The sequence below is a fragment of the Novosphingopyxis sp. YJ-S2-01 genome (assembly GCF_016093175.1).
Classification (GTDB): Bacteria; Pseudomonadota; Alphaproteobacteria; order Sphingomonadales; family Sphingomonadaceae; genus Novosphingopyxis; species Novosphingopyxis iocasae.
Genome location: NZ_JAEDAI010000001.1, coordinates 2,141,164 through 2,159,735 on the forward strand (window position 1 = coordinate 2,141,164; position 18,572 = coordinate 2,159,735).

At 60.3% G+C, this 18,572-nt stretch carries 19 protein-coding genes; all 19 read right to left on the minus strand.

From position 1 onward, the window contains the following. Nucleotides 1-276 carry a DUF1467 family protein gene (locus I6A82_RS10410; RefSeq protein ID WP_187336248.1) on the minus strand — a complete coding sequence of 92 codons (276 nt, stop codon included), beginning with the start codon at nucleotides 274-276 and terminating at the stop codon, nucleotides 1-3. Nucleotides 277-283: 7 nt separating this feature from the next. Further along, nucleotides 284-1,921 (minus strand): ribonuclease J, encoded by a 1,638-nt coding sequence (locus I6A82_RS10415; RefSeq protein ID WP_198094818.1) that lies wholly within the window; start codon nucleotides 1,919-1,921, stop codon nucleotides 284-286. After that, nucleotides 1,918-2,700 (minus strand): type III pantothenate kinase, encoded by a 783-nt coding sequence (locus I6A82_RS10420; RefSeq protein ID WP_187336250.1) that lies wholly within the window; start codon nucleotides 2,698-2,700, stop codon nucleotides 1,918-1,920. Before I6A82_RS10420 ends, I6A82_RS10415 begins: the two co-directional genes overlap by 4 nt. Before the next feature lie 5 nt (nucleotides 2,701-2,705). Then, complete coding sequence (locus I6A82_RS10425; protein ID WP_332310962.1) at nucleotides 2,706-3,470, minus strand: biotin--[acetyl-CoA-carboxylase] ligase; 765 nt, start codon at nucleotides 3,468-3,470, stop codon at nucleotides 2,706-2,708. After that, complete coding sequence (gene nuoN, locus I6A82_RS10430) at nucleotides 3,425-4,855, minus strand: NADH-quinone oxidoreductase subunit NuoN (RefSeq protein ID WP_198094820.1); 1,431 nt, start codon at nucleotides 4,853-4,855, stop codon at nucleotides 3,425-3,427. Before nuoN ends, I6A82_RS10425 begins: the two co-directional genes overlap by 46 nt. Continuing rightward, nucleotides 4,855-6,423: an NADH-quinone oxidoreductase subunit M gene (locus I6A82_RS10435; protein WP_198094821.1), complete on the minus strand. Its 1,569-nt coding sequence runs from the start codon at nucleotides 6,421-6,423 to the stop codon at nucleotides 4,855-4,857. The genes nuoN and I6A82_RS10435 overlap by 1 nt, the downstream gene beginning before the upstream one ends. Before the next feature lies 1 nt (nucleotide 6,424). After that, entirely contained in the window at nucleotides 6,425-8,521 is a 2,097-nt protein-coding gene (gene nuoL / locus I6A82_RS10440; protein ID WP_198094822.1) for an NADH-quinone oxidoreductase subunit L, read from the minus strand. An 8-nt stretch (nucleotides 8,522-8,529) separates the two neighbouring features. After that, complete coding sequence (gene nuoK, locus I6A82_RS10445) at nucleotides 8,530-8,835, minus strand: NADH-quinone oxidoreductase subunit NuoK (protein WP_022672406.1); 306 nt, start codon at nucleotides 8,833-8,835, stop codon at nucleotides 8,530-8,532. Next, nucleotides 8,832-9,446 carry an NADH-quinone oxidoreductase subunit J gene (locus tag I6A82_RS10450; protein ID WP_198094823.1) on the minus strand — a complete coding sequence of 205 codons (615 nt, stop codon included), beginning with the start codon at nucleotides 9,444-9,446 and terminating at the stop codon, nucleotides 8,832-8,834. Before I6A82_RS10450 ends, nuoK begins: the two co-directional genes overlap by 4 nt. A 133-nt stretch (nucleotides 9,447-9,579) precedes the next feature. Next, the gene (gene nuoI / locus I6A82_RS10455) at nucleotides 9,580-10,065 is read right to left on the minus strand and encodes an NADH-quinone oxidoreductase subunit NuoI (protein WP_187336256.1); all 486 of its coding nucleotides are present in this window, start codon (nucleotides 10,063-10,065) and stop codon (nucleotides 9,580-9,582) included. Next, the gene (gene nuoH / locus I6A82_RS10460; RefSeq protein WP_198094824.1) at nucleotides 10,062-11,114 is read right to left on the minus strand and encodes an NADH-quinone oxidoreductase subunit NuoH; all 1,053 of its coding nucleotides are present in this window, start codon (nucleotides 11,112-11,114) and stop codon (nucleotides 10,062-10,064) included. Before nuoH ends, nuoI begins: the two co-directional genes overlap by 4 nt. A gap of 226 nt (nucleotides 11,115-11,340) precedes the next feature. Continuing rightward, nucleotides 11,341-13,347, minus strand: a complete 2,007-nt coding sequence (gene nuoG / locus I6A82_RS10465) for an NADH-quinone oxidoreductase subunit NuoG (RefSeq protein ID WP_198094825.1) — start codon at nucleotides 13,345-13,347, stop codon at nucleotides 11,341-11,343. Next, the gene (nuoF, locus tag I6A82_RS10470) at nucleotides 13,347-14,657 is read right to left on the minus strand and encodes an NADH-quinone oxidoreductase subunit NuoF (RefSeq protein WP_198094826.1); all 1,311 of its coding nucleotides are present in this window, start codon (nucleotides 14,655-14,657) and stop codon (nucleotides 13,347-13,349) included. The genes nuoG and nuoF overlap by 1 nt, the downstream gene beginning before the upstream one ends. Next, nucleotides 14,654-14,800 carry a hypothetical protein gene (locus I6A82_RS10475; RefSeq protein ID WP_187336260.1) on the minus strand — a complete coding sequence of 49 codons (147 nt, stop codon included), beginning with the start codon at nucleotides 14,798-14,800 and terminating at the stop codon, nucleotides 14,654-14,656. Before I6A82_RS10475 ends, nuoF begins: the two co-directional genes overlap by 4 nt. Then, nucleotides 14,800-15,453, minus strand: coding sequence for a complex I 24 kDa subunit family protein (locus tag I6A82_RS10480; protein ID WP_332310985.1), 654 nt, complete (start codon nucleotides 15,451-15,453; stop codon nucleotides 14,800-14,802). Before I6A82_RS10480 ends, I6A82_RS10475 begins: the two co-directional genes overlap by 1 nt. Nucleotides 15,454-15,482: 29 nt before the next feature. Then, the gene (locus I6A82_RS10485; protein ID WP_187336261.1) at nucleotides 15,483-16,718 is read right to left on the minus strand and encodes an NADH-quinone oxidoreductase subunit D; all 1,236 of its coding nucleotides are present in this window, start codon (nucleotides 16,716-16,718) and stop codon (nucleotides 15,483-15,485) included. Further along, complete coding sequence (locus I6A82_RS10490) at nucleotides 16,718-17,569, minus strand: NADH-quinone oxidoreductase subunit C (protein ID WP_198094827.1); 852 nt, start codon at nucleotides 17,567-17,569, stop codon at nucleotides 16,718-16,720. Before I6A82_RS10490 ends, I6A82_RS10485 begins: the two co-directional genes overlap by 1 nt. A 1-nt stretch (nucleotide 17,570) precedes the next feature. After that, complete coding sequence (locus I6A82_RS10495; RefSeq protein WP_232343409.1) at nucleotides 17,571-18,140, minus strand: NuoB/complex I 20 kDa subunit family protein; 570 nt, start codon at nucleotides 18,138-18,140, stop codon at nucleotides 17,571-17,573. Continuing rightward, nucleotides 18,137-18,511: an NADH-quinone oxidoreductase subunit A gene (gene ndhC / locus I6A82_RS10500; RefSeq protein WP_187336966.1), complete on the minus strand. Its 375-nt coding sequence runs from the start codon at nucleotides 18,509-18,511 to the stop codon at nucleotides 18,137-18,139. Before ndhC ends, I6A82_RS10495 begins: the two co-directional genes overlap by 4 nt. Nucleotides 18,512-18,572: the final 61 nt, after the last annotated feature.

Consider the following 18,572-nt stretch of genomic DNA (forward strand, 5'->3'; position numbering starts at 1 on the left):
TCAGCCTTCACGCAGCGGGGCGAAGAAGTCCATGTCCTTCGCCTCGATCCACCCGTACACATAATTCAGGTAAAACAGACCGAACAACAGTCCGGCCACCACGGTTGTGCGCAGGATGATCTTCCAGGCAGAGGCATTGGCGGGTGCGCTATCCGCCTGTCCGGGCACCTTTTCATGCCCCAGTTCGTCATGCGTGCGCAGCCCGAACGGCAGCACCACGAACAGGGTCAGGCACCAGAACAGAACATAGATTGCAATGACCGAGGTCAGTTGCATGGCGTGTTCAGGCCTCCACCACCAGGACGTCGACGATCGGCTTCTTGCCGGTCCATTCACGCGCCATCCGGCGCACGGCAAGCCGAACATTCTCACGAAGCTTCTCGATATCGCCGTCGAACTTCTTGGTCGCCTTACGCGCGGCGTCGATAGCATCGTCGAAAAACTCGTCGCGTTCGTCCTCGATCGGCACACCCTGCGTCTGCATCACCGGATCGCCGGCAATGTTGCCGCCGGCGTCGATCGCCACCGCGACCGAAATCTGGCCGTTGTTCGAGATACGGCGACGCTCGTTCATGGTCGCGCCGTCCGCGGCGATGATGATATCGCCATCGACGATCAAACGCCCTGCCCGCTCACGGCCGATGATCTTCGGCTCACCCGGAGCAAGGCGGACGACATCGCCGTTTTTCTGCACCACCGCGCGCGGAATGCCGTGCGCCAGACCCAGACGGGCTTGTTCCTTCATGTGGCGCATTTCGCCATGCACCGGCATCAGGATATCGGGCCGGATCCAGTCATACATCGCCTTCAGTTCCGGGCGGCCGGGATGGCCGGAGACGTGGATGTCAGCCTGCCGCTCGGTCACCATCGTCACGTCCATCTCGGCGAGCTTGTTCTGAATGATACCGATCGCAATTTCGTTGCCGGGTATCTGCTTGGAAGAGAACAGGACGACGTCTCCGGTCTCCAGCGAAAGCTTGTGGTTTCCTTCAGCCACGCGGGCCAAGGCTGCACGGGGTTCGCCCTGCCCGCCGGTGGCTACGATCAGCACCTTGCTACGCGGCAGTTGCATCGCCTCATCGAAGCGAACGACATCGGGAAAGTTCTTCAGATAGCCGGTCGCCTTCGCGTTTTCGATCATCCGGTCCAGCGATCGCCCTGCGACGCACAGTTCGCGGCCCGTGGCTTTGGCAACTTCGCCGAGCGTTTGAAGCCGGGCAAGATTGGAGGCGAAAGTCGTCACCATGATGCGCGTGTCGATCGCGCGGCATGCTTCCATCAACGATTCTCGGACCATTGCTTCCGAACCGGACGCGCTTTCGTTGAACACATTGGTGGAATCGCAAACGAGCGCAAGAACGCCCTCATCGCCGATCGCCGTCAATTCCTCGGCAGTGGACGGCGTGCCGATCTGCGGCTCCTCGTCGATTTTCCAGTCACCGGTGTGGAAAACATTACCATAAGGCGTCTCGATCAGCAGCGCATTGCCTTCCGCGATGCTGTGGGCGAGCGGGACATAGCGGATGCCAAAATCGCCCAGCTGAAACTGGCCGTCATCTTCGATGACATTAAGCTCGATGTCCTTTTCCAGCCCATGCTCGCGCAGTTTGTAACCGATCAGGCCCGCGGTGAACTTGGTAGCGTAAAGCGGCACACCCAGTTCTTCGGCGAGCCACGGAATGGCACCGATATGATCCTCATGACCGTGGGTCAGCACGATACCCAGCAGATCGTCCGCATTGCGTTCGATAAATTCCAGGTCAGGCAGAACAAGGTCGGTGCCGGGATAGTAAGGATCGGAAAAGCTGATCCCGAGATCGACCATGATCCACTTGCCGTTACAACCGTAAAGGTTGACGTTCATGCCAATCTCGCCCGAGCCACCCAGGGCCAGGAAGAGAAGTTCTTTTTTCGGTTTCATAATGTGCTTTCAGCGCGGGCGGCGATCAGCGCCAGTCCCTTTAATGTAAGGTCCGGTTCGACGGCGTCGAACAGGTCGGTATGCTTATCGAAGAGCTGGGCAAGGCCACCGGTCGCGATGACGCGCGCCGGGCGGCCGATCTCTGTCCGCATTCGCTGGACGATCCCTTCCATCATGGAAACATAGCCCCAATAGACGCCGATATGCATCTGATCTTCGGTATTACGCCCGATCACGCTGTCCGTGGCGGGCGCTTCGATCGCTATATTGGGAAGCTTGGCCGCCGCCGCAACCAACGCGTCGAGCGAAAGGTTGATGCCCGGCGCGATGATGCCGCCCTTATAGGCACCGGTATAATCGATATGATCGAACGTGGTGGCCGTGCCGAAGTCGATGACGATCAGATCGCCGTCATGCGCTGCATGGGCGGCAACTGCGTTAACCGCGCGATCTGCGCCCAACGAGCGCGGCTCCTCCACATCAACGACGAGACCGTAATCCGCCGCCCCGCGCCCAGCCACCAGAGCCTCGCACCCGAGATATTTGTCGGCAAGAAGCGTCAGATTGTGAAGCGCGCGCGGTACCACGGTCGAAACGATGACGGCGTCGATGCTTGACGGATCGATTCCCGCCAGCTCCATCAGCTGGCGCAACCAAACGGCATATTCGTCCGCCGTGCGACGCGGATCCGTGGCGATGCGCCAGCGCGCCTTGACCTCGCCCGCTTTCATAGCGGCAAAGACGATATTGGTATTACCGGCATCGATGGCGAGCAGCATGGCCTTCAGCTCCGTTCCCTGACGATCTCAACATCGGCAGCCCGAATTTCCCGCAAGCTGCCGTCTGCCAATTCCAACAACAGAGCGCCGTCGGCGGCAAGGCCCCCGAAGCGTCCGACAAGTTTTTCGTCTGGCCCGAGCGATACCGATAGTTCTGCGCCGCGCGAATGAGCGCGCACTTCCCATTGCTTCAATATGGCGGGGAGCCCATCAGCTCGCCAGCATTCCAGCATCGCGGCGAACGCGGAGGCCAGCTCAGGCATCAGGGCGGCGGGCTCGACGACCGTTCCAACGTCCGCGAAGCTGGCAGTCTTGCGACAGGGAATGTCCGGCGCATGGGCAAGGTTTACGCCCATGCCAAGGACCACCACATCGCTCTCCCGTTCCAAGAGGATGCCGGTGCATTTGCCTCCGTCCAGCAGAAGGTCATTCGGCCATTTCAGTTGAAGAGCGCGCTCTCCGGCAAGCGGCAGCAGCACCTTATGTGCAGCAACCGCTGCGACAAAGGCGAGGCTGGGCGCTGGCGGATCATCTGGACGCAGCCGGATGAGCGTGCTGGCATAAAGGTTGCCGACGGGGCTCTGCCAGTTCCGTCCAAGCCGGCCGCGGCCGCCGCTCTGCCGATCGGCGCGCAGCCAGTAGCCTTCTTCCGCGCCCGAACGGGCCATTGCCGCCACGTCGTCATTGGTCGACGCGGTGCTGGAAACGCTGTCGATGCGCGAGATCAGAACAGGGCCGAAGAGGCGTTGCTGGCAAAGGTGCCAAGCCACGGAATCGCGAAATACCCCACAGGCGATACGAGCAGCGCGAGCACCGCACCGGTCCATGCCAGAGCACGGCTATCACCGCGCGCCAGCTCGCTCGTCGCGTCATCGAAATACATCAGCTTCACGATCTTGATGTAATAGAACGCGCCGATCACCGAAGCGGCAATGCCGATCACCGCGAGCGGCAGCAAACCGGCTGCGATAGCCGCGTTGAACACGACGACCTTGCCCCAGAAACCGAACAGCGGAGGAATACCGGCGAGCGAGAACATGAAAATCGCCAGCGCAAAGGCAAGGCCCTTATTGGTCTGCGACAGGCCCGCGATATCCTTCAGCTCCTCCCGCGGCGAACCATCGGGGCCGCGAAGCTGCATGATGCAGACAAAGCTGCCCAGCGTCATCGCCACATAAATCGTGAGATAGACGAGCACGGCGGAAACACCCTCTGCGGTTCCTGCCGCCAGGCCAATGAGCATGAATCCGATATTGTTGATCGAGCTGTAGGCAAGCAGCCGCTTCAAATTGGTCTGCCCGATCGCCGCGACGGCACCGAGGATGATCGAGGCGAGCGCCACGAAAATGATGATCTGCTGCCAAGCGAGCGTCTGCGCCCCGAATGCATCGACTGCGACGCGGACGGTGAGCGCGGTTGCCGCTACTTTAGGGGCGCTAGCGAAAAAGGCGGTGACGGGCGTCGGCGCGCCTTCATAGACGTCGGGCGTCCACATGTGGAACGGCACGGCGCTGATCTTGAAAGCGAGGCCTGCCAGCACGAACACGATGCCGAACAATGCGCCCGTTTCCATTCCGCCGTCCAACGAGGCGAAAACTGCAGCAAAGCTGGTCGATCCGGTGAAGCCGTACACCAGCGACATACCGAACAGCAGGATGCCGCTGGCAAGAGCGCCGAGTACGAAATATTTGAGGCCTGCCTCAGCCGAACGCTCGTTCGTGCGCAGGAAGCTGGCGAGCACATAGGCAGCAAGGCTGTTGAGTTCCAGCCCGATATAGAGCGTCAGGAAGTCCGTGGCGGAAACCATCATGCCCATGCCGACACAGGCGTAAATCACCAGCACCGGATATTCGGCACGCGCCAGCCCCTGACGGTTAAAGAATTTCGGCGCGATCATCAGGGAAATGGCCGCCGCGATATAGATCAGAACATGCGCAAAATCAGAGAACTGATCGCCGCTGTAGAGCCCGCCGAATGCATCGCCAGTGAAACCGAGCGCCGCGAAACCAGCGCCGACCAGTAGGGCAACCGCGGCAATACTCGCGCCGCGCATGGCCTTCGCACCGGACCATGCCGACCACAACAGGAGTACCAGGCCACCGACGCTGAGGATAAGCTCAGGTAGCGTGATGAGGAGGGAACGACCGTAATCCATCAGTGCGCCTCCCCGGCGGCAGGTGCTTCTTCGTGGGAAACTTCGCCCGCAACGCGGTAGCGCTGCGTCCACGGAGCATTTTCGATAATGTTGCTGTCACTCGCAGGCTTGGCGCTGTCGAGACGCTCGACCAGGACGGAGACGTCCTTCCGGATCGGTGCCAGGAAGCTTTCCGGATAGACGCCCATCCAGAGAGCCACGCCGGCGAGCGGTGCCAACAGCCACAGTTCGCGCTTGTCGACATCGCTCATCGCGGCAGCGTCCGCATTGATCTGATCACCGAACGCAACCCGGCGATAGAGGTACAACATGTAAGCCGCGCCCAAGATGATGCCGGTGGTGCAGATCAGGGCAGCCCAGGTCGATGCCTGATAGGTGCCGGCGAGCGCCAGGAATTCTCCGACGAAGCCGCTGGTGCCCGGCAGGCCGATCGAGGCCATCGTGAACAGCAGGAAGAATACCGAATAAGTCGGCATGTTGATCGCAAGCCCACCGTAGCGGCTGATTTCGCGGGTGTGCAGGCGATCGTAAATCACACCGACGCACAGGAACAGCGCGCCCGAGACGATACCGTGGCTCAGCATCAGCACGATCGAGCCTTCAAGCCCCTGCTGGTTGAAAGCGAACAGGCCAACGGTGACGATCGCCATATGCGCAACCGAACTGTAGGCGATCAGCTTCTTCATGTCCTGCTGCACCAGCGCAATCAGCGACGTGTAGACGACGGCCACCATGGACAAACCGAATACCAGCCACATCAGCTCCGCCGACGCCTGCGGGAACATCGGCAGCGAGAAGCGGAGCATACCGTATCCGCCCAGCTTCAGCAGCACACCGGCCAGGATGACGGAGCCGGCGGTTGGTGCCTGAACGTGCGCGTCGGGCAACCATGTATGGACCGGCCACATCGGCATCTTGACCGCAAAGCTGGCGAAGAAGGCAAGCCAGAGCCAGGTCTGCGCCTGAACCGGGAAGTCCGTCACCATCAGCTCGGGGATCATCGCCGTGCCTGCCTGCTGCACCATCCAAAGGATCGCAATCAGCATCAGCACCGAGCCGAGAAGCGTATAGAGGAAGAACTTATATGCCGCGTAAATTCGATCTGCGCCGCCCCAGATGCCGATGATCAGATACATCGGGATGAGGCCCGCTTCGAAGAAAATGTAAAACAGGAAGATGTCCTGCGCGGCGAATACGCCGATGATCAGCGTTTCCATGAACAGGAACGCCGCCATATATTCCGGCACCCGCTTGGCGATCGCATTCCAGCTGGCGCCGATACAGATCGGCATCAGGAAGACGGTAAGCACGATCAGCATCAGTGCGATGCCATCGATCCCCAGCGCCCAGGAGAACGGCCCGAACAGATCGGCACGCTCGACAAACTGCCACTGCGCGCCCGCGGGATCGTAGAGCGCCCAAAGGATGATGCCGATGACGAAGTTCAGCAGCGTCGCACCCAGTGCAATCGCGCGCGCACCGCTGGCGCCGACAAACAGGCAGACAATCGCCGCGACGAACGGAATCGCAAGAAGCAGCGAGAGAATGGGAAAACCGATATCGCTCATGTCAGCGCACCATCACCCAGGTGACGAGGCCGACGAGGCCGAGCAGCATCACCAGCGCGTAAGAATAAAGATAGCCCGACTGGAAGCGGACCGCGAAACCCGAGCCCGACCGCACAAGCGTGGCAATCCCATCCGGGCCAAACCGGTCGATCAGACCCTTGTCGCCGCCCTTCCAGAAAATCCGCCCCAGCCAGAATGAAGGCCGCACGAAGATCAGGTTATAGAGCTCATCAAAATACCATTTGTTGAGCAGGAAACGGTAGAGCGGGCGCAGATTGCCAGCGAACGCCTTGGGCGCATCGCTTTCGCGCAGGTACATCAGCGCGGCGGTGATCAAACCGATCAGCATGGCCACGGTCGAGCCGAGCTTCACCCAAAGCGGCACTTCGTGCATCGCGTGCATCAGATGCTCGTTGAACGCGAGGCTGCCCTTCCAGAATTCACCCGCCGTTTCCGGCTCGACGAAGAAGTTGTGGAACAGGAAGCCGGCAAAAACCGCGCCAAAAGAAAGGATGACTAGCGGCAACAGCATGACCCACGGGCTCTCATGCGGATGATAGCCCGCGGTGCCCGGCGGAAGATCTTCCGCATCGGCGCCATGCGGATCGGGCGCGTAACCGGAATCTTCCTGCGCCGGCGGATTATCGGCATCCGATTCCTCATGCGCATGGGTGGAATGCTCAGCGTCGTCATGATGTCCGTGCATCGCATGGCGAATATGCTCGCTGTCGGCCCAGCGGGGTTTACCCCAGAAGGTGAGGAACATCAGGCGCCAGCTGTAGAAGCTGGTGAGGAGCGCGGCGGCCACGCCCATGAACCAGGCATAGCCGGAATAGGGCCCCGTCGCGGCGTAAGCCACTTCGATGATCGCATCCTTGGAATAAAAGCCTGCAAAACCGCCGAGACCCAAGATACCCACGCCCGTAATGGCGAGCGTGCCGGCCATCATGCCCCAGAAGGTAATCGGGATTTTCTTCCGCAGCCCCCCATAAAAGCGCATGTCCTGCTCGTGATGCATGGAGTGGATCACACTGCCCGCGCCCAAGAACAATAGTGCCTTGAAGAATGCGTGCGTAAATAGGTGGAACATCGCTGCGCCATAGGCACCCACACCGACGGCGAAGAACATGTAGCCGAGCTGCGAGCAGGTGGAATAGGCGATCACGCGCTTGATGTCGGTCTGCACCAAGGCAACGGTCGCGGCGAACATCGCGGTAGTTGCTCCGATGATCGTGATGAAGTTCAGCGCAAACTGGCTGGTTTCGAACAGCGGCGACAGACGGCAGACCATGAAGACGCCCGCAGTGACCATCGTGGCGGCATGGATCAGCGCGGAAACCGGCGTCGGGCCTTCCATTGCGTCCGGAAGCCATGTGTGCAGGCCGAGCTGGGCTGATTTGCCCATCGCACCAATGAAAAGAAGGATGCAGAGCAGGCTCATCGTATCGACGCGAAGGCCCGCAAAACCGATGCTGGAGCCTGCCTGTGCGGGGGCGGCCGCAAGGATTTCCGGGATCGAAACGGTTCCGAACACCAGGAACACTCCGAAAATGCCCATCATGAAGCCGAGATCGCCGACGCGGTTGACCACGAAGGCCTTGATCGCGGCTGCATTGGCGCTCGGCTTGCGGAACCAGAACCCGATGAGGAGATAGGAGGCAAGGCCCACCCCTTCCCAACCGAAGAACATCTGGACGAGGTTATCGGCGGTTACCAGCATGAGCATGGCGAAGGTGAAGAGAGAGAGATAGGCGAAGAAGCGCGGCTGATCCGGATCCTCGTCCATATATCCCCAGCTGTAGAGATGAACGAGCGCCGAGACGCTGGTAATCACAACCAGCATCACCGCGGTCAGCGTGTCGACGCGCAAGGCCCAATCGAAATCGAACCCGCCCGAGCGGACCCAGGTCATGACCGGCGCGACATAAGCTTCGCTCGCGCCTGAAAGGAAACCGGTGAAAATCACCCAGCTCAGCGCGCAGGAAACGAACAGCGCGCCCGTCGTAAGCAATTTGGCCGGCACATTACCGATCGTGCGGTTCGAGAGGCCCGCAACGATCGCCGCGAGCAGCGGCAGAAGAACGATGATCTGGATCACGGCGCGCGTCAGCCCTTCATCCGGTTGACGTCATCGACCGCGATGGTGCCGCGGCCACGGAAATAGATAACCAGAATGGCGAGCCCGATCGCCGCCTCGCCCGCGGCGACGGTCAGCACGAACATGGCGAAAATCTGGCCGGTCAGGTCCTGCAAGGCGCTGGAGAAAGCCACCAGGTTGATGTTCACTGCAAGCAGGATCAGCTCGATAGCCATCAGAATGATGATCACATTCTTCCGGTTCAAAAAGATTCCGAGCACGCCCATCACAAACAGGATCGAGCTGACGACGAGATAATGTTCGATGCCGATCACAGTTCGACCCCCTGCCCCACTTCGGGGTTCAGATTTCGGACCGCTTCGCCAGGACGGCGGCGGACCTGCTTCTTGATGTTCTGCGGGCGGGTGCCGCGGCGCTGGCGGTGCGTCAGCACGATTGCGCCGATCATGGCAACCAGCAGGATGAGGCCCGCAGCTTCGAAAAGGAAGACGTACTTGGTGTAGAGCAGCGCACCGATCGCCTCGATGTTCGAAACGCTCATATCGATGGGCGCGCTCGTTTCCGTGCCGAGTTTAATCGCACCGGCACGGAACGCCTCCAGCCCCAGCACCAGCTCGATCGCGAGAAACGCGGCGAGGATGATGCCGAAGAACAGATATTTTGCAAAGCCTGCGCGCAGCTCCGCGAAATCGATGTCCAGCATCATCACCACGAACAGGAACAGCACCGCAACCGCGCCGACATAGACGATGACGAGCAGCATCGCGATGAACTCCGCGCCCGCAAGCACCATCAGCCCCGCCGCGTTGAAAAAGGCGAGGATGAGCCACAGTACGCTATGCACCGGGTTCTTCGCGAAAATCGTGAACGCCCCGGAAAGGAGCACGATTGTCGCAAACAGATAAAAGGCGAGTGTCTGCATCAAGAGCTTCGATGGTCCCCTGTGTCGTCAGCCCTTACACCCTAGGGGGTGCCTGTCGGATATATCGGCTTCGCAACGCTCGGCCCTGACGGATCTGGATCGGTTTGTTCTGTTATTGAATCGTTATGGCCGCGGCTTAGCGATAGGGCGCATCGGCGGCAAGGTTCGCGGCAATCGCGCGCTCCCATTTATCGCCATTTTCGAGAAGCTTCGATTTGTCGTAGATCAGCTCCTCGCGCGTTTCCGTCGAATATTCGAAGTTCGGCCCCTCGACGATCGCATCTACCGGGCAGGCTTCCTGACAGAAACCGCAATAGATGCACTTGGTCATGTCGATATCGTAGCGCGTGGTACGGCGGCTCCCATCATCGCGCGGCTCGGCCTCGATTGTGATCGCCTGTGCCGGGCACACCGCCTCGCACAGCTTGCACGCGATGCAGCGCTCTTCCCCATTGGGATAGCGGCGCAGAGCATGCTCCCCGCGGAAACGCGGGGAAAGCGGGTTCTTCTCATACGGATAGTTGATCGTCGCTTTGGGCTTGAAGAAATATTTCAAGGTCAGCCAATGCGCCTTCACGAACTCCGAAAGAGTGTAGGCTTTGACGGTATCAGCGAAGCTCATGAGAGCACTCCGTAACGGGTAATCATCAGATAGCCGGAGACCAGGAACACCCAGAACAGGCTGATCGGGAGGAACACTTTCCAGCCCAGACGCATCAGCTGATCATAGCGATAACGCGGGACGGTGGCCTTTACCCAGCTGAACATGAAGAAGAAAACGAGAATTTTCAGGAAGAACCAGATGATGCCGGGCACGTAGTAAAGCGGAGCCCAATCGATCGGCGGCAGCCATCCGCCCCAGAACAGCAGCGCATTGAGCGCGCACATCAGGATGACATTGGCATATTCGCCTAGCCAGAACAGCGCGAACGCCATCGAGCTATATTCGGTCTGGTAACCGGCGACGAGCTCCGACTCTGCCTCGGTCAAGTCGAACGGCGCGCGCGCCGTTTCCGCAAGCGAGGAGATGAAGAACAGTACCGCGATCGGGAAGAGCAGCGGGTTGAGGCCGTTGAAGCTGACGATGCCGAGGATCGTGCCGCGCTGCGCATCGATGATGCCGCCGAGGTTCGACGTACCGGCCCAGAGAATGACGCTGATCAGGATGAAGCCGATGGAAACTTCGTAGCTGATCATCTGCGCGGCGGCGCGCATCGCCGAGAAAAACGGATATTTGGAATTGGACGCCCAGCCCGAAATCACGACGCCGTAAACGCCGAGCGAACTGATCGCGAGAACGTAGAGCAGGCCGACATTGATGTCCGCCAGCACCATGCCCGGCCCGAACGGAATCACTGCCCAGGCAAGCAGCGCCACCGTAAAGGTGATGATCGGTGCGATAAGGAAGAGCCCGCGGTTCGCCGCAGACGGAATGATGGTCTCCTGGAGGAAAACCTTGAGACCATCGGCGAAGCTTTGCAGCAGGCCGAAAGGCCCCACCACATTGGGCCCCTTGCGCAGCGCCATCGCCGCCCAGATCTTGCGATCGGCATAAATAATCAGCGCGACCGCCAGCATCAGCGGCAAGGCAATGAGCAGGATGCCAGCGATGGTCGCTGTGAACCACGCCCAGGCGGGGTCCATGCCCCACGAAATAAATTGCGCGGTCATGGACGGTCTCCCCGCTCAAAAAGCCAGATGTCCAGACGCCAGATGATCGCCGCACCAATGAACGGCGGTATCGCCGCATTAAACGCTCCGACTACTCCGGCAACCAATACCCCAGGCTCTCCCGTCCGACTGCCGACGAACAAGGTTAAAGATAGGGTGGCAATCGAAACAACGACAGCGACCACGAACAGGATTTTCGCGGCGCTCCGCATCAAGCCAGGATATCTCATTCCGCGGCCTCCAGCATGTCGATGCCGTGAACCAGTTCGGCCGAACAGCGGTTCATCGTCTCGCTCGCGCGGCAGATGGCGTTGGTCAGATAATAATCACGGATCGGATAGGACACCGTACCGCCCGCCTTGTCGGCAAGCTGAGGCGGCGACCAATTATAAGCGATCAATCCCTCTGCGGCCAAAGCGGGCACATCGGCGTACATCGCGGCGCGGAGGCCATCGAAATCGTCGAACGGCAGGGTGTGACCCAGCACCTCCGACAGCGCGCGGAAAATCGCCCAATCCTCGCGCGCGTCGCCCGGGGCGAACACGGCTTTCGCGCTGCGCTGCACGCGGCCTTCGATATTCACATAAGTGCCGGCTTTTTCCGGATAAGCCGCGGCCGGCAGGATCACGTCCGCTGCATGGGCACCGGCATCGCCATGATGGCCGACATACACCTTGAACGTGCCGTCGAATTTCGCGAAGTCGACCTCGTCCGCGCCGAGGAAGAAAGCAAGCTTCGGCTTTGCGTCTACGATATCGCCGATACCGCCAGCCTGCGCGTAACCGAGCAGAAGCCCGCCCATCCGCGCGGCGGCGGTGTGCAGAACGTTGAAGCCGTTCCAACTATCGCGAACGATCTTATGCTCGGCTGCCAGCTTGAGTGCGGCACCATGCGCACCTTCGCTCGCCAAAGCCGCAGGACCGACGATGACAACCGGCTTCTCGGCATTCTTGAGGGCTTCGACCAGCGCTTCCGGCAAATTGCCGAGGCCGCCCAAATCCTCACCGAGCCATTCGGCCTTGTAAGTAAGGTTCGTCTTGGGTCCGAAGGCGTAAACCTTTGCGCCACGCTTGATCGCCTTGCGGATGCGGGTGTTGACCAGCGGCGCTTCGTGGCGGGGATTGCTCCCAACGAGCACCACCAGATCGGCATGTTCCAGATCGGCGAGCGGCGTGTTGAACCGCACGGCGTCATAGCTGGTCACGTCATAGTCGAGACCGGTCTGGCGCCCTTCGAGATGGTCCGAGCCCATTGCAGACAGAAGCGCTTTTGCGGCGTACATCGTCTCGCAATCGACCAGGTCGCCCGCAACAGCCGCAACCGAAGAACCGGCGTTGACATCGGCGATCGCTTGGAACGCTTCCTTCCAGCTCGCCACCTGCAATTTGCCGTCGCGGCGCACATAGGGCTTGTCGAGCCGGCGATGCATCAAGCCGTCGATGGCGTAGCGCGCCTTATCGGTCGCCCATTCCTCGTTTACATCGTCGTTCACGCGCGGCAGCACGCGCAACACTTCGCGGCCGCGCGCATCGAAGCGGATATTGGTACCAACCGCGTCCATCACATCGATGCCAAGCGTCTTCTTCAGCTCCCACGGCCGCGCTTCGAACGCATAAGGCTTGGAGGTCAGCGCGCCGACCGGACACAGATCGACCACATTGCCCGAAAGTTCGCTGTTCACGGCCTCTTCGAGATAGGACGTGATCTGCATATTCTCGCCGCGACCGATCGCGCCGATTTCCTCGACCCCGGCCACTTCCTCGGCAAAGCGCACGCAGCGGGTGCAATGGATGCAACGGGTCATGATCGTCTTGACGATCGGGCCCATATATTTCTCGGTTACCGCGCGCTTGTTCAGCTCGTAGCGGCTCTTGCCCTTGCCGTAGGCCATGGCCTGATCCTGCAGATCGCACTCGCCGCCCTGATCGCAGATCGGGCAATCGAGCGGATGATTGATCAGCAAGAATTCCATCACGCCTTCGCGGGCATGCTTGACCATCTCGCTATCGGTGCGGATTTCCTGACCTTCCGTCGCAGGCAGCGCGCAGCTTGCCTGAGGCTTCGGCGGTCCGGGCTTCACTTCCACCAGACACATCCGGCAATTGCCGGCGATCGACAGCCGTTCATGATAGCAGAAGCGCGGGATCTCCTTGCCGGCCAACTCACAGGCCTGCAACACGGTCGCGCCGTCCGGAACCTCGAGTTCCTGTCCGTCTACGGTGACCTTTGGCATTATTCCGCTGCCTCCATCATCGGCGCGCGGCCGTTCTTCTCTTGGATCCGCCGCTCTATTTCCGGGCGGAAGTGGCGGATGAGGCCCTGGATCGGCCAGGCGGCCGCATCACCAAGGGCGCAGATGGTGTGGCCTTCGATCTGTTTCGTCACCTGCTGCAACATGTCGATATCCGCGATGTCGGCATCGCCGGTGCGTAGTTTTTCCATCACGCGCCACATCCAGCCCGTGCCTTCGCGGCAGGGCGTGCACTGGCCGCAGCTTTCATGCTTGTAGAAATAACTGATCCGGCTGATCGCCTGAACGATGTCGGTCGAGCGGTCCATTACGATGACCGCTGCCGTGCCAAGGCCGGAGCCGACTTCCTTCAGCCCGTCGAAGTCCATCGGGGCGTCCATGATCTGCTCGGCAGGCACGAGCGGAACGGAAGATCCGCCCGGGATCACCGCGAGCAGATTGTCCCACCCGCCGCGCACGCCGCCGCAATGCTTTTCGATCAGGTCGCGGAAGGGGATGCTCATCGCTTCCTCAACCACGCAGGGCCGCTCGACATGGCCGCTGATCTGATAGAGCTTGGTGCCGTGGTTGTTCTCGCGGCCGAAGCTGCTGAACCAGCTCGCCCCGCGCCGCAGGATGGTCGGCACCACGGCAATGCTCTCGACATTGTTCACCGTCGTCGGGCACCCGTAAAGGCCCGCACCTGCCGGGAACGGCGGCTTCAGGCGCGGTTGGCCCTTCTTGCCCTCCAGACTTTCGATCATCGCGGTTTCTTCGCCGCAGATATAGGCGCCCGCACCGCGATGCAGGTAAACGTCGAAGTCGTAGCCGGATTTCGCGGCGTTCTTGCCAAGCAGGCCAGCGTCATAGGCCTGCTGGATCGCGGCCTCCATCACCTCGGCCTCACGGATATATTCGCCGCGAATGTAGATATAGGCAGCGCGCGCGCGCATCGCGAAACCGGCAATCAGCGCGCCTTCGATCAGCTTGTGCGGATCGTGGCGCAGAATCTCGCGATCCTTGCAGCTGCCTGGCTCGGATTCGTCGGCATTGATGACGAGGAAACTTGGGCGACCGTCTTTCGATTCCTTCGGCATGAAGGACCATTTGAGGCCCGTCGGGAACCCCGCGCCGCCGCGGCCGCGCAGGCCCGACGCCTTCATCTCCTCGATGATCTTGTCCTGACCGCGTGCGATCAGCGCCTTGGTATCATCCCAGTCACCGCGCGCTTCGGCCGCCTTCAGGCCCCAGTCCTGATAGCCGTATACATTGGTGAAGATCCGATCCTTGTCGGCGAGAAAATCGAAACTCATGCCCCGCCTCCCATGGCGAAATACAGGCCCGCGGCAATCGCGATGGCAATGACAATACCGAACGTCTTCACAACGCCCTTCAGCAACTTAAGGGCGATAAACAGGACGATCAGTCCGATAATGATCGGGACGACCAGCTCCATCACCATTCGCCCCGATAATCGTGATTTTCATCAACCATAGCCTTCAGCGTGGTCGGCCCGCCTACAGGTTCTGACGTGTGACGTCCCTCGATCTGCGTACCGGTTTTCGGACTTTCGCCATTTGCCAGCGCATCGAGGATCTGCACGGTCTTATCATAATCGAGATCTTCGTAATTGTCGTCGTTGATCTGGACCATCGGCGCGGTGGCGCAATTGCCCATGCATTCGACTTCCGTCAGCGTGAACATGCCGTCCGGCGTGGTCTTGCCCTTCACCATGCCCTTGTTCTTGCAGGCGGCCATAACGTCGTCCGAACCGCGCAGCATGCACGGCGTGGTGCCGCAGACCTGCACGTGGAAACGGCCGACCGGCTCCAGATTGTACATGGTGTAAAAGGTCGCGACCTCATAGGCGCGGATGTACGGCATATCGAGCTGCGCCGCGACATATTCGATCACCGGAACCGGCAGCCAGCCTTGCGTTTGCGTCTGCGCACCGATCTGGCGCTGCGCGAGATCGAGCAGCGGCATGACCGCGCTGCGCTGGCGCCCTTCGGGATAGCGCGCGATATACATCTTTGCCTTTTCCGCATTTTCCGCGGTCCAGGCGAAATCCGCGAAAGGCCGCTCATCGGCAGCCTCAGGCTCCGCGATCTGCTTTTCGTTGGCGTAAGTGGGGCCGGTCAACGGTCGCTCTCCCCGAAAACGACGTCGATCGCGCCAAGAATGGCGGTCGCGTCGGGCAGCATGTGTCCCTTCGTCATAAAATCCATTGCCTGCAGATGGCTGAAGGCGGTCGGGCGGATCTTGCAGCGATAGGGTTTGTTCGAACCATCGCTCACCAGATACACGCCAAACTCCCCCTTGGGGCTTTCGGTCGCCACATAAACCTCACCCTCGGGCACGTGGAAGCCCTCGGTGTAGAGCTTGAAGTGATGGATCAGTGCTTCCATCGTCTGCTTCATCTCGGCGCGCTTGGGCGGCACCACCTTGCGGTCGTCGCTCGCGATCGGCCCTTCGGGCATCTCGGCAAGGCACTGCTTCATGATCCGCGCGGACTGACGGCACTCCTCGACGCGCACCATCATCCGATCATAGCAATCACCATTGGTGCCGACGGGTACGTCGAACTCCATCCGGTCATACACGTCATAAGGCTGCGATTTGCGCAGATCCCACGGAATACCGGAACCACGAATCATCGGGCCGGAGAAGCCGCGCGCAATCGCCTCATCGCGCGATACGACAGCGATATCGACATTGCGCTGCTTGAAGATGCGGTTGTCGGCCACCAGGCTGATGGCATCCTCGAATAGGCGTGGAAACCGCGTGTCGAGCCAATCACCGATATCGGTCAGCAGCTTCAGCGGAACGTCCTGATGAACGCCGCCGGGGCGAAAATAGGCGCTGTGCATGCGCGCACCAGAGGCGCGCTCGAAGAACTGCAGGCAATCCTCACGGATTTCGAACAGCCAGAGGTTCGGCGTCATCGCGCCTACGTCCATGACATGGCTGCCAAGGTTCAGCAGATGGTTCGAAATGCGCGTCAGCTCGGCAAAGAACACCCGCAGATATTGTGCGCGAAGTGGAACTTCGAGGTTCAGCAGCTTCTCGATGGCCAGCACATAGCTATGCTCCATGCACAGCGGAGAGCAGTAATCGAGCCGGTCGAAATAAGGCAGCGCCTGAAGGTATGTCTTATATTCGATCAGCTTCTCGGTGCCGCGGTGAAGCAGGCCGACATGCGGATCGACGCGCTCCACAATTTCGCCGTCCAGTTCCATCACCATGCGCAGCACGCCGTGCGCTGCGGGATGCTGTGGACCGAAATTGATCGTGTAGTTCTGGATATCGAGATCGCCGGTCGTTGGATCGGCGGCGTCCGCATCGTGACGCATCTCTTCAAGGAAATCAGCCATCAGTCCTTGCCCCCGGCCTTCTCCTGGCCGTCCTTATCGACCGTCTTTTCGGCCCCATGCTCCTTGGCGTTCCCGCCTTCGGTCTGGTCGGGCGCATCGGGCTTTTTCTTGCCACTATCCTTCACAGCCGGGCTGCCTTCGGACTTCGCTTCGGCAGCCTTCTTGTCCGCCTTGGCACCGGCACCGGTATCGCTCTTTTTCTCCGTCACCTGCGGATCGTCGATGTCAGCGCCGGTGGTGCGCTTCTCATCGCCGGGCAGCACATAGTCCGCGCCTTCCCAGGGGCTCATGAAGTCGAAGCTGCGGAAATCCTGCGCCAGCTCAACGGGTTCGTAAACCACGCGCTGCTGCTCTTCGGAATAGCGCATCTCGACATAGCCGGTAAGCGGGAAGTCCTTGCGGAAAGGATGACCGCGAAAGCCGTAATCCGTCAGGATGCGGCGCAGGTCCGGATGACCGGAGAACAATACGCCGTACATGTCGAAAACCTCACGCTCCAACCAGTCGGCGTTCGGCCAGACCGCCGTCGCGGTCGGCACAGGATGATCCTCATCCGTCGTCACCTTCACGCGGATGCGATGGTTTTTGGTAAGGCTCAACAGATGATAGCAGACCTCGAACCGCTCCGGACGATCAGGATAGTCGACGCCGGCAATCTCGGCGAGCATTTGATAATCATGCTCATCGCGGAGCAGACGAAGCGCATCGGCAACGCTGTCACGCGCGACCGTGATGCTGATTTCACCATGGCTTTCCTTGGCCTCGACAAACATGTTGCCGAGCGCGCCGGTCAGGGCGTCCAGGATGCCATCATTGGAGGCGTGACGAGGTGCAGAGTGAAGCACAGCCATATCAGCGCTCAATCGTTCCGACGCGGCGGATCTTCCGCTGCAGCTGCATCACACCGTAAAGCAAGGCTTCGGCAGTCGGCGGGCAGCCGGGCACATAGATATCGACCGGTACGATCCGGTCGCATCCGCGCACCACGGAATAGCTGTAATGATAGTAGCCGCCGCCATTGGCGCAGCTGCCCATCGAGATCACATATTTGGGATCGGACATCTGATCGTACACCGTGCGCAGGGCCGGTGCCATCTTGTTGCACAGCGTTCCCGCAACAATCATGACGTCACTCTGACGCGGAGAAGCACGCGGCGCAGCGCCGAAACGCTCCATGTCATAACGCGGCATGTTTACGTGGATCATCTCCACCGCGCAGCAGGCGAGACCGAACGTCATCCACCACAGCGAGCCAGTGCGGGCCCACTGGAACAGCTCCTCGGTCGAGGTGACGAGGAAGCCCTTGTCCTGCACTTCGCTGTTCAGCGAGTTATAGAAATCCTGATCGGGCGGCGTCACTTCGCCCTGCCCGCGCGGACCCCAATTCTGACCCTCGGTGGCCTGCGTGGTATCGGCGCTCATTCCCATTCCAGTGCTCCCACTTTCCAGGCGTAGACAAAGCCGATCACCAGTTCGAACAGGAAGACCATCATGGTCGCCCAACCCGCAAAGCCGATTTCCTCAAGGCTCACCGCCCAGGGGAAGAGGAAGGCTGCTTCCAGATCGAAGATGATGAAGAGGATCGCTACCAGATAGAAGCGCACGTCGAACTGGCTGCGCGAATCCTCGAACGCGGGGAAGCCGCACTCATATTCGGCCAGCTTCGCCGCCGTCGGCTTGTGCGCGCCGGTCAGGCGGGCAACGCCCATCGGCAGGAACACGAACACGCAGGAAATTGCGAGCGCGACGCCGAGAAACAGAAGGATCGGCAGATATTGGGAGAGATCGACCACTGGGGCTTTGTCCATTATCAGTTATGCCCGCGCTTCTAAGCAGCTTGCCCGCGCCCCGCAA

Bases quoted from the DNA above. Each gene is read 5' to 3' on its own strand.
- I6A82_RS10410 (WP_187336248.1), bottom strand. From the start codon at position 276: ATGCAACTGACCTCGGTCATTGCAATCTATGTTCTGTTCTGGTGCCTG.
- I6A82_RS10415 (WP_198094818.1), bottom strand. From the start codon at position 1,921: ATGAAACCGAAAAAAGAACTTCTCTTCCTGGCCCTGGGTGGCTCGGGC.
- I6A82_RS10420 (WP_187336250.1), bottom strand. From the start codon at position 2,700: ATGCTGCTCGCCATCGATGCCGGTAATACCAATATCGTCTTTGCCGCT.
- nuoN (WP_198094820.1), bottom strand. From the start codon at position 4,855: ATGGATTACGGTCGTTCCCTCCTCATCACGCTACCTGAGCTTATCCTC.
- I6A82_RS10435 (WP_198094821.1), bottom strand. From the start codon at position 6,423: ATGAGCGATATCGGTTTTCCCATTCTCTCGCTGCTTCTTGCGATTCCG.
- nuoI (WP_187336256.1), bottom strand. From the start codon at position 10,065: ATGAGCTTCGCTGATACCGTCAAAGCCTACACTCTTTCGGAGTTCGTG.
- nuoH (WP_198094824.1), bottom strand. From the start codon at position 11,114: ATGACCGCGCAATTTATTTCGTGGGGCATGGACCCCGCCTGGGCGTGG.
- nuoG (WP_198094825.1), bottom strand. From the start codon at position 13,347: ATGCCAAAGGTCACCGTAGACGGACAGGAACTCGAGGTTCCGGACGGC.
- nuoF (WP_198094826.1), bottom strand. From the start codon at position 14,657: ATGAGTTTCGATTTTCTCGCCGACAAGGATCGGATCTTCACCAATGTA.
- I6A82_RS10475 (WP_187336260.1), bottom strand. From the start codon at position 14,800: ATGGAGCTGGTCGTCCCGATCATTATCGGACTGATCGTCCTGTTTATC.
- I6A82_RS10485 (WP_187336261.1), bottom strand. From the start codon at position 16,718: ATGGCTGATTTCCTTGAAGAGATGCGTCACGATGCGGACGCCGCCGAT.
- I6A82_RS10490 (WP_198094827.1), bottom strand. From the start codon at position 17,569: ATGGCTGTGCTTCACTCTGCACCTCGTCACGCCTCCAATGATGGCATC.
- I6A82_RS10495 (WP_232343409.1), bottom strand. From the start codon at position 18,140: ATGAGCGCCGATACCACGCAGGCCACCGAGGGTCAGAATTGGGGTCCG.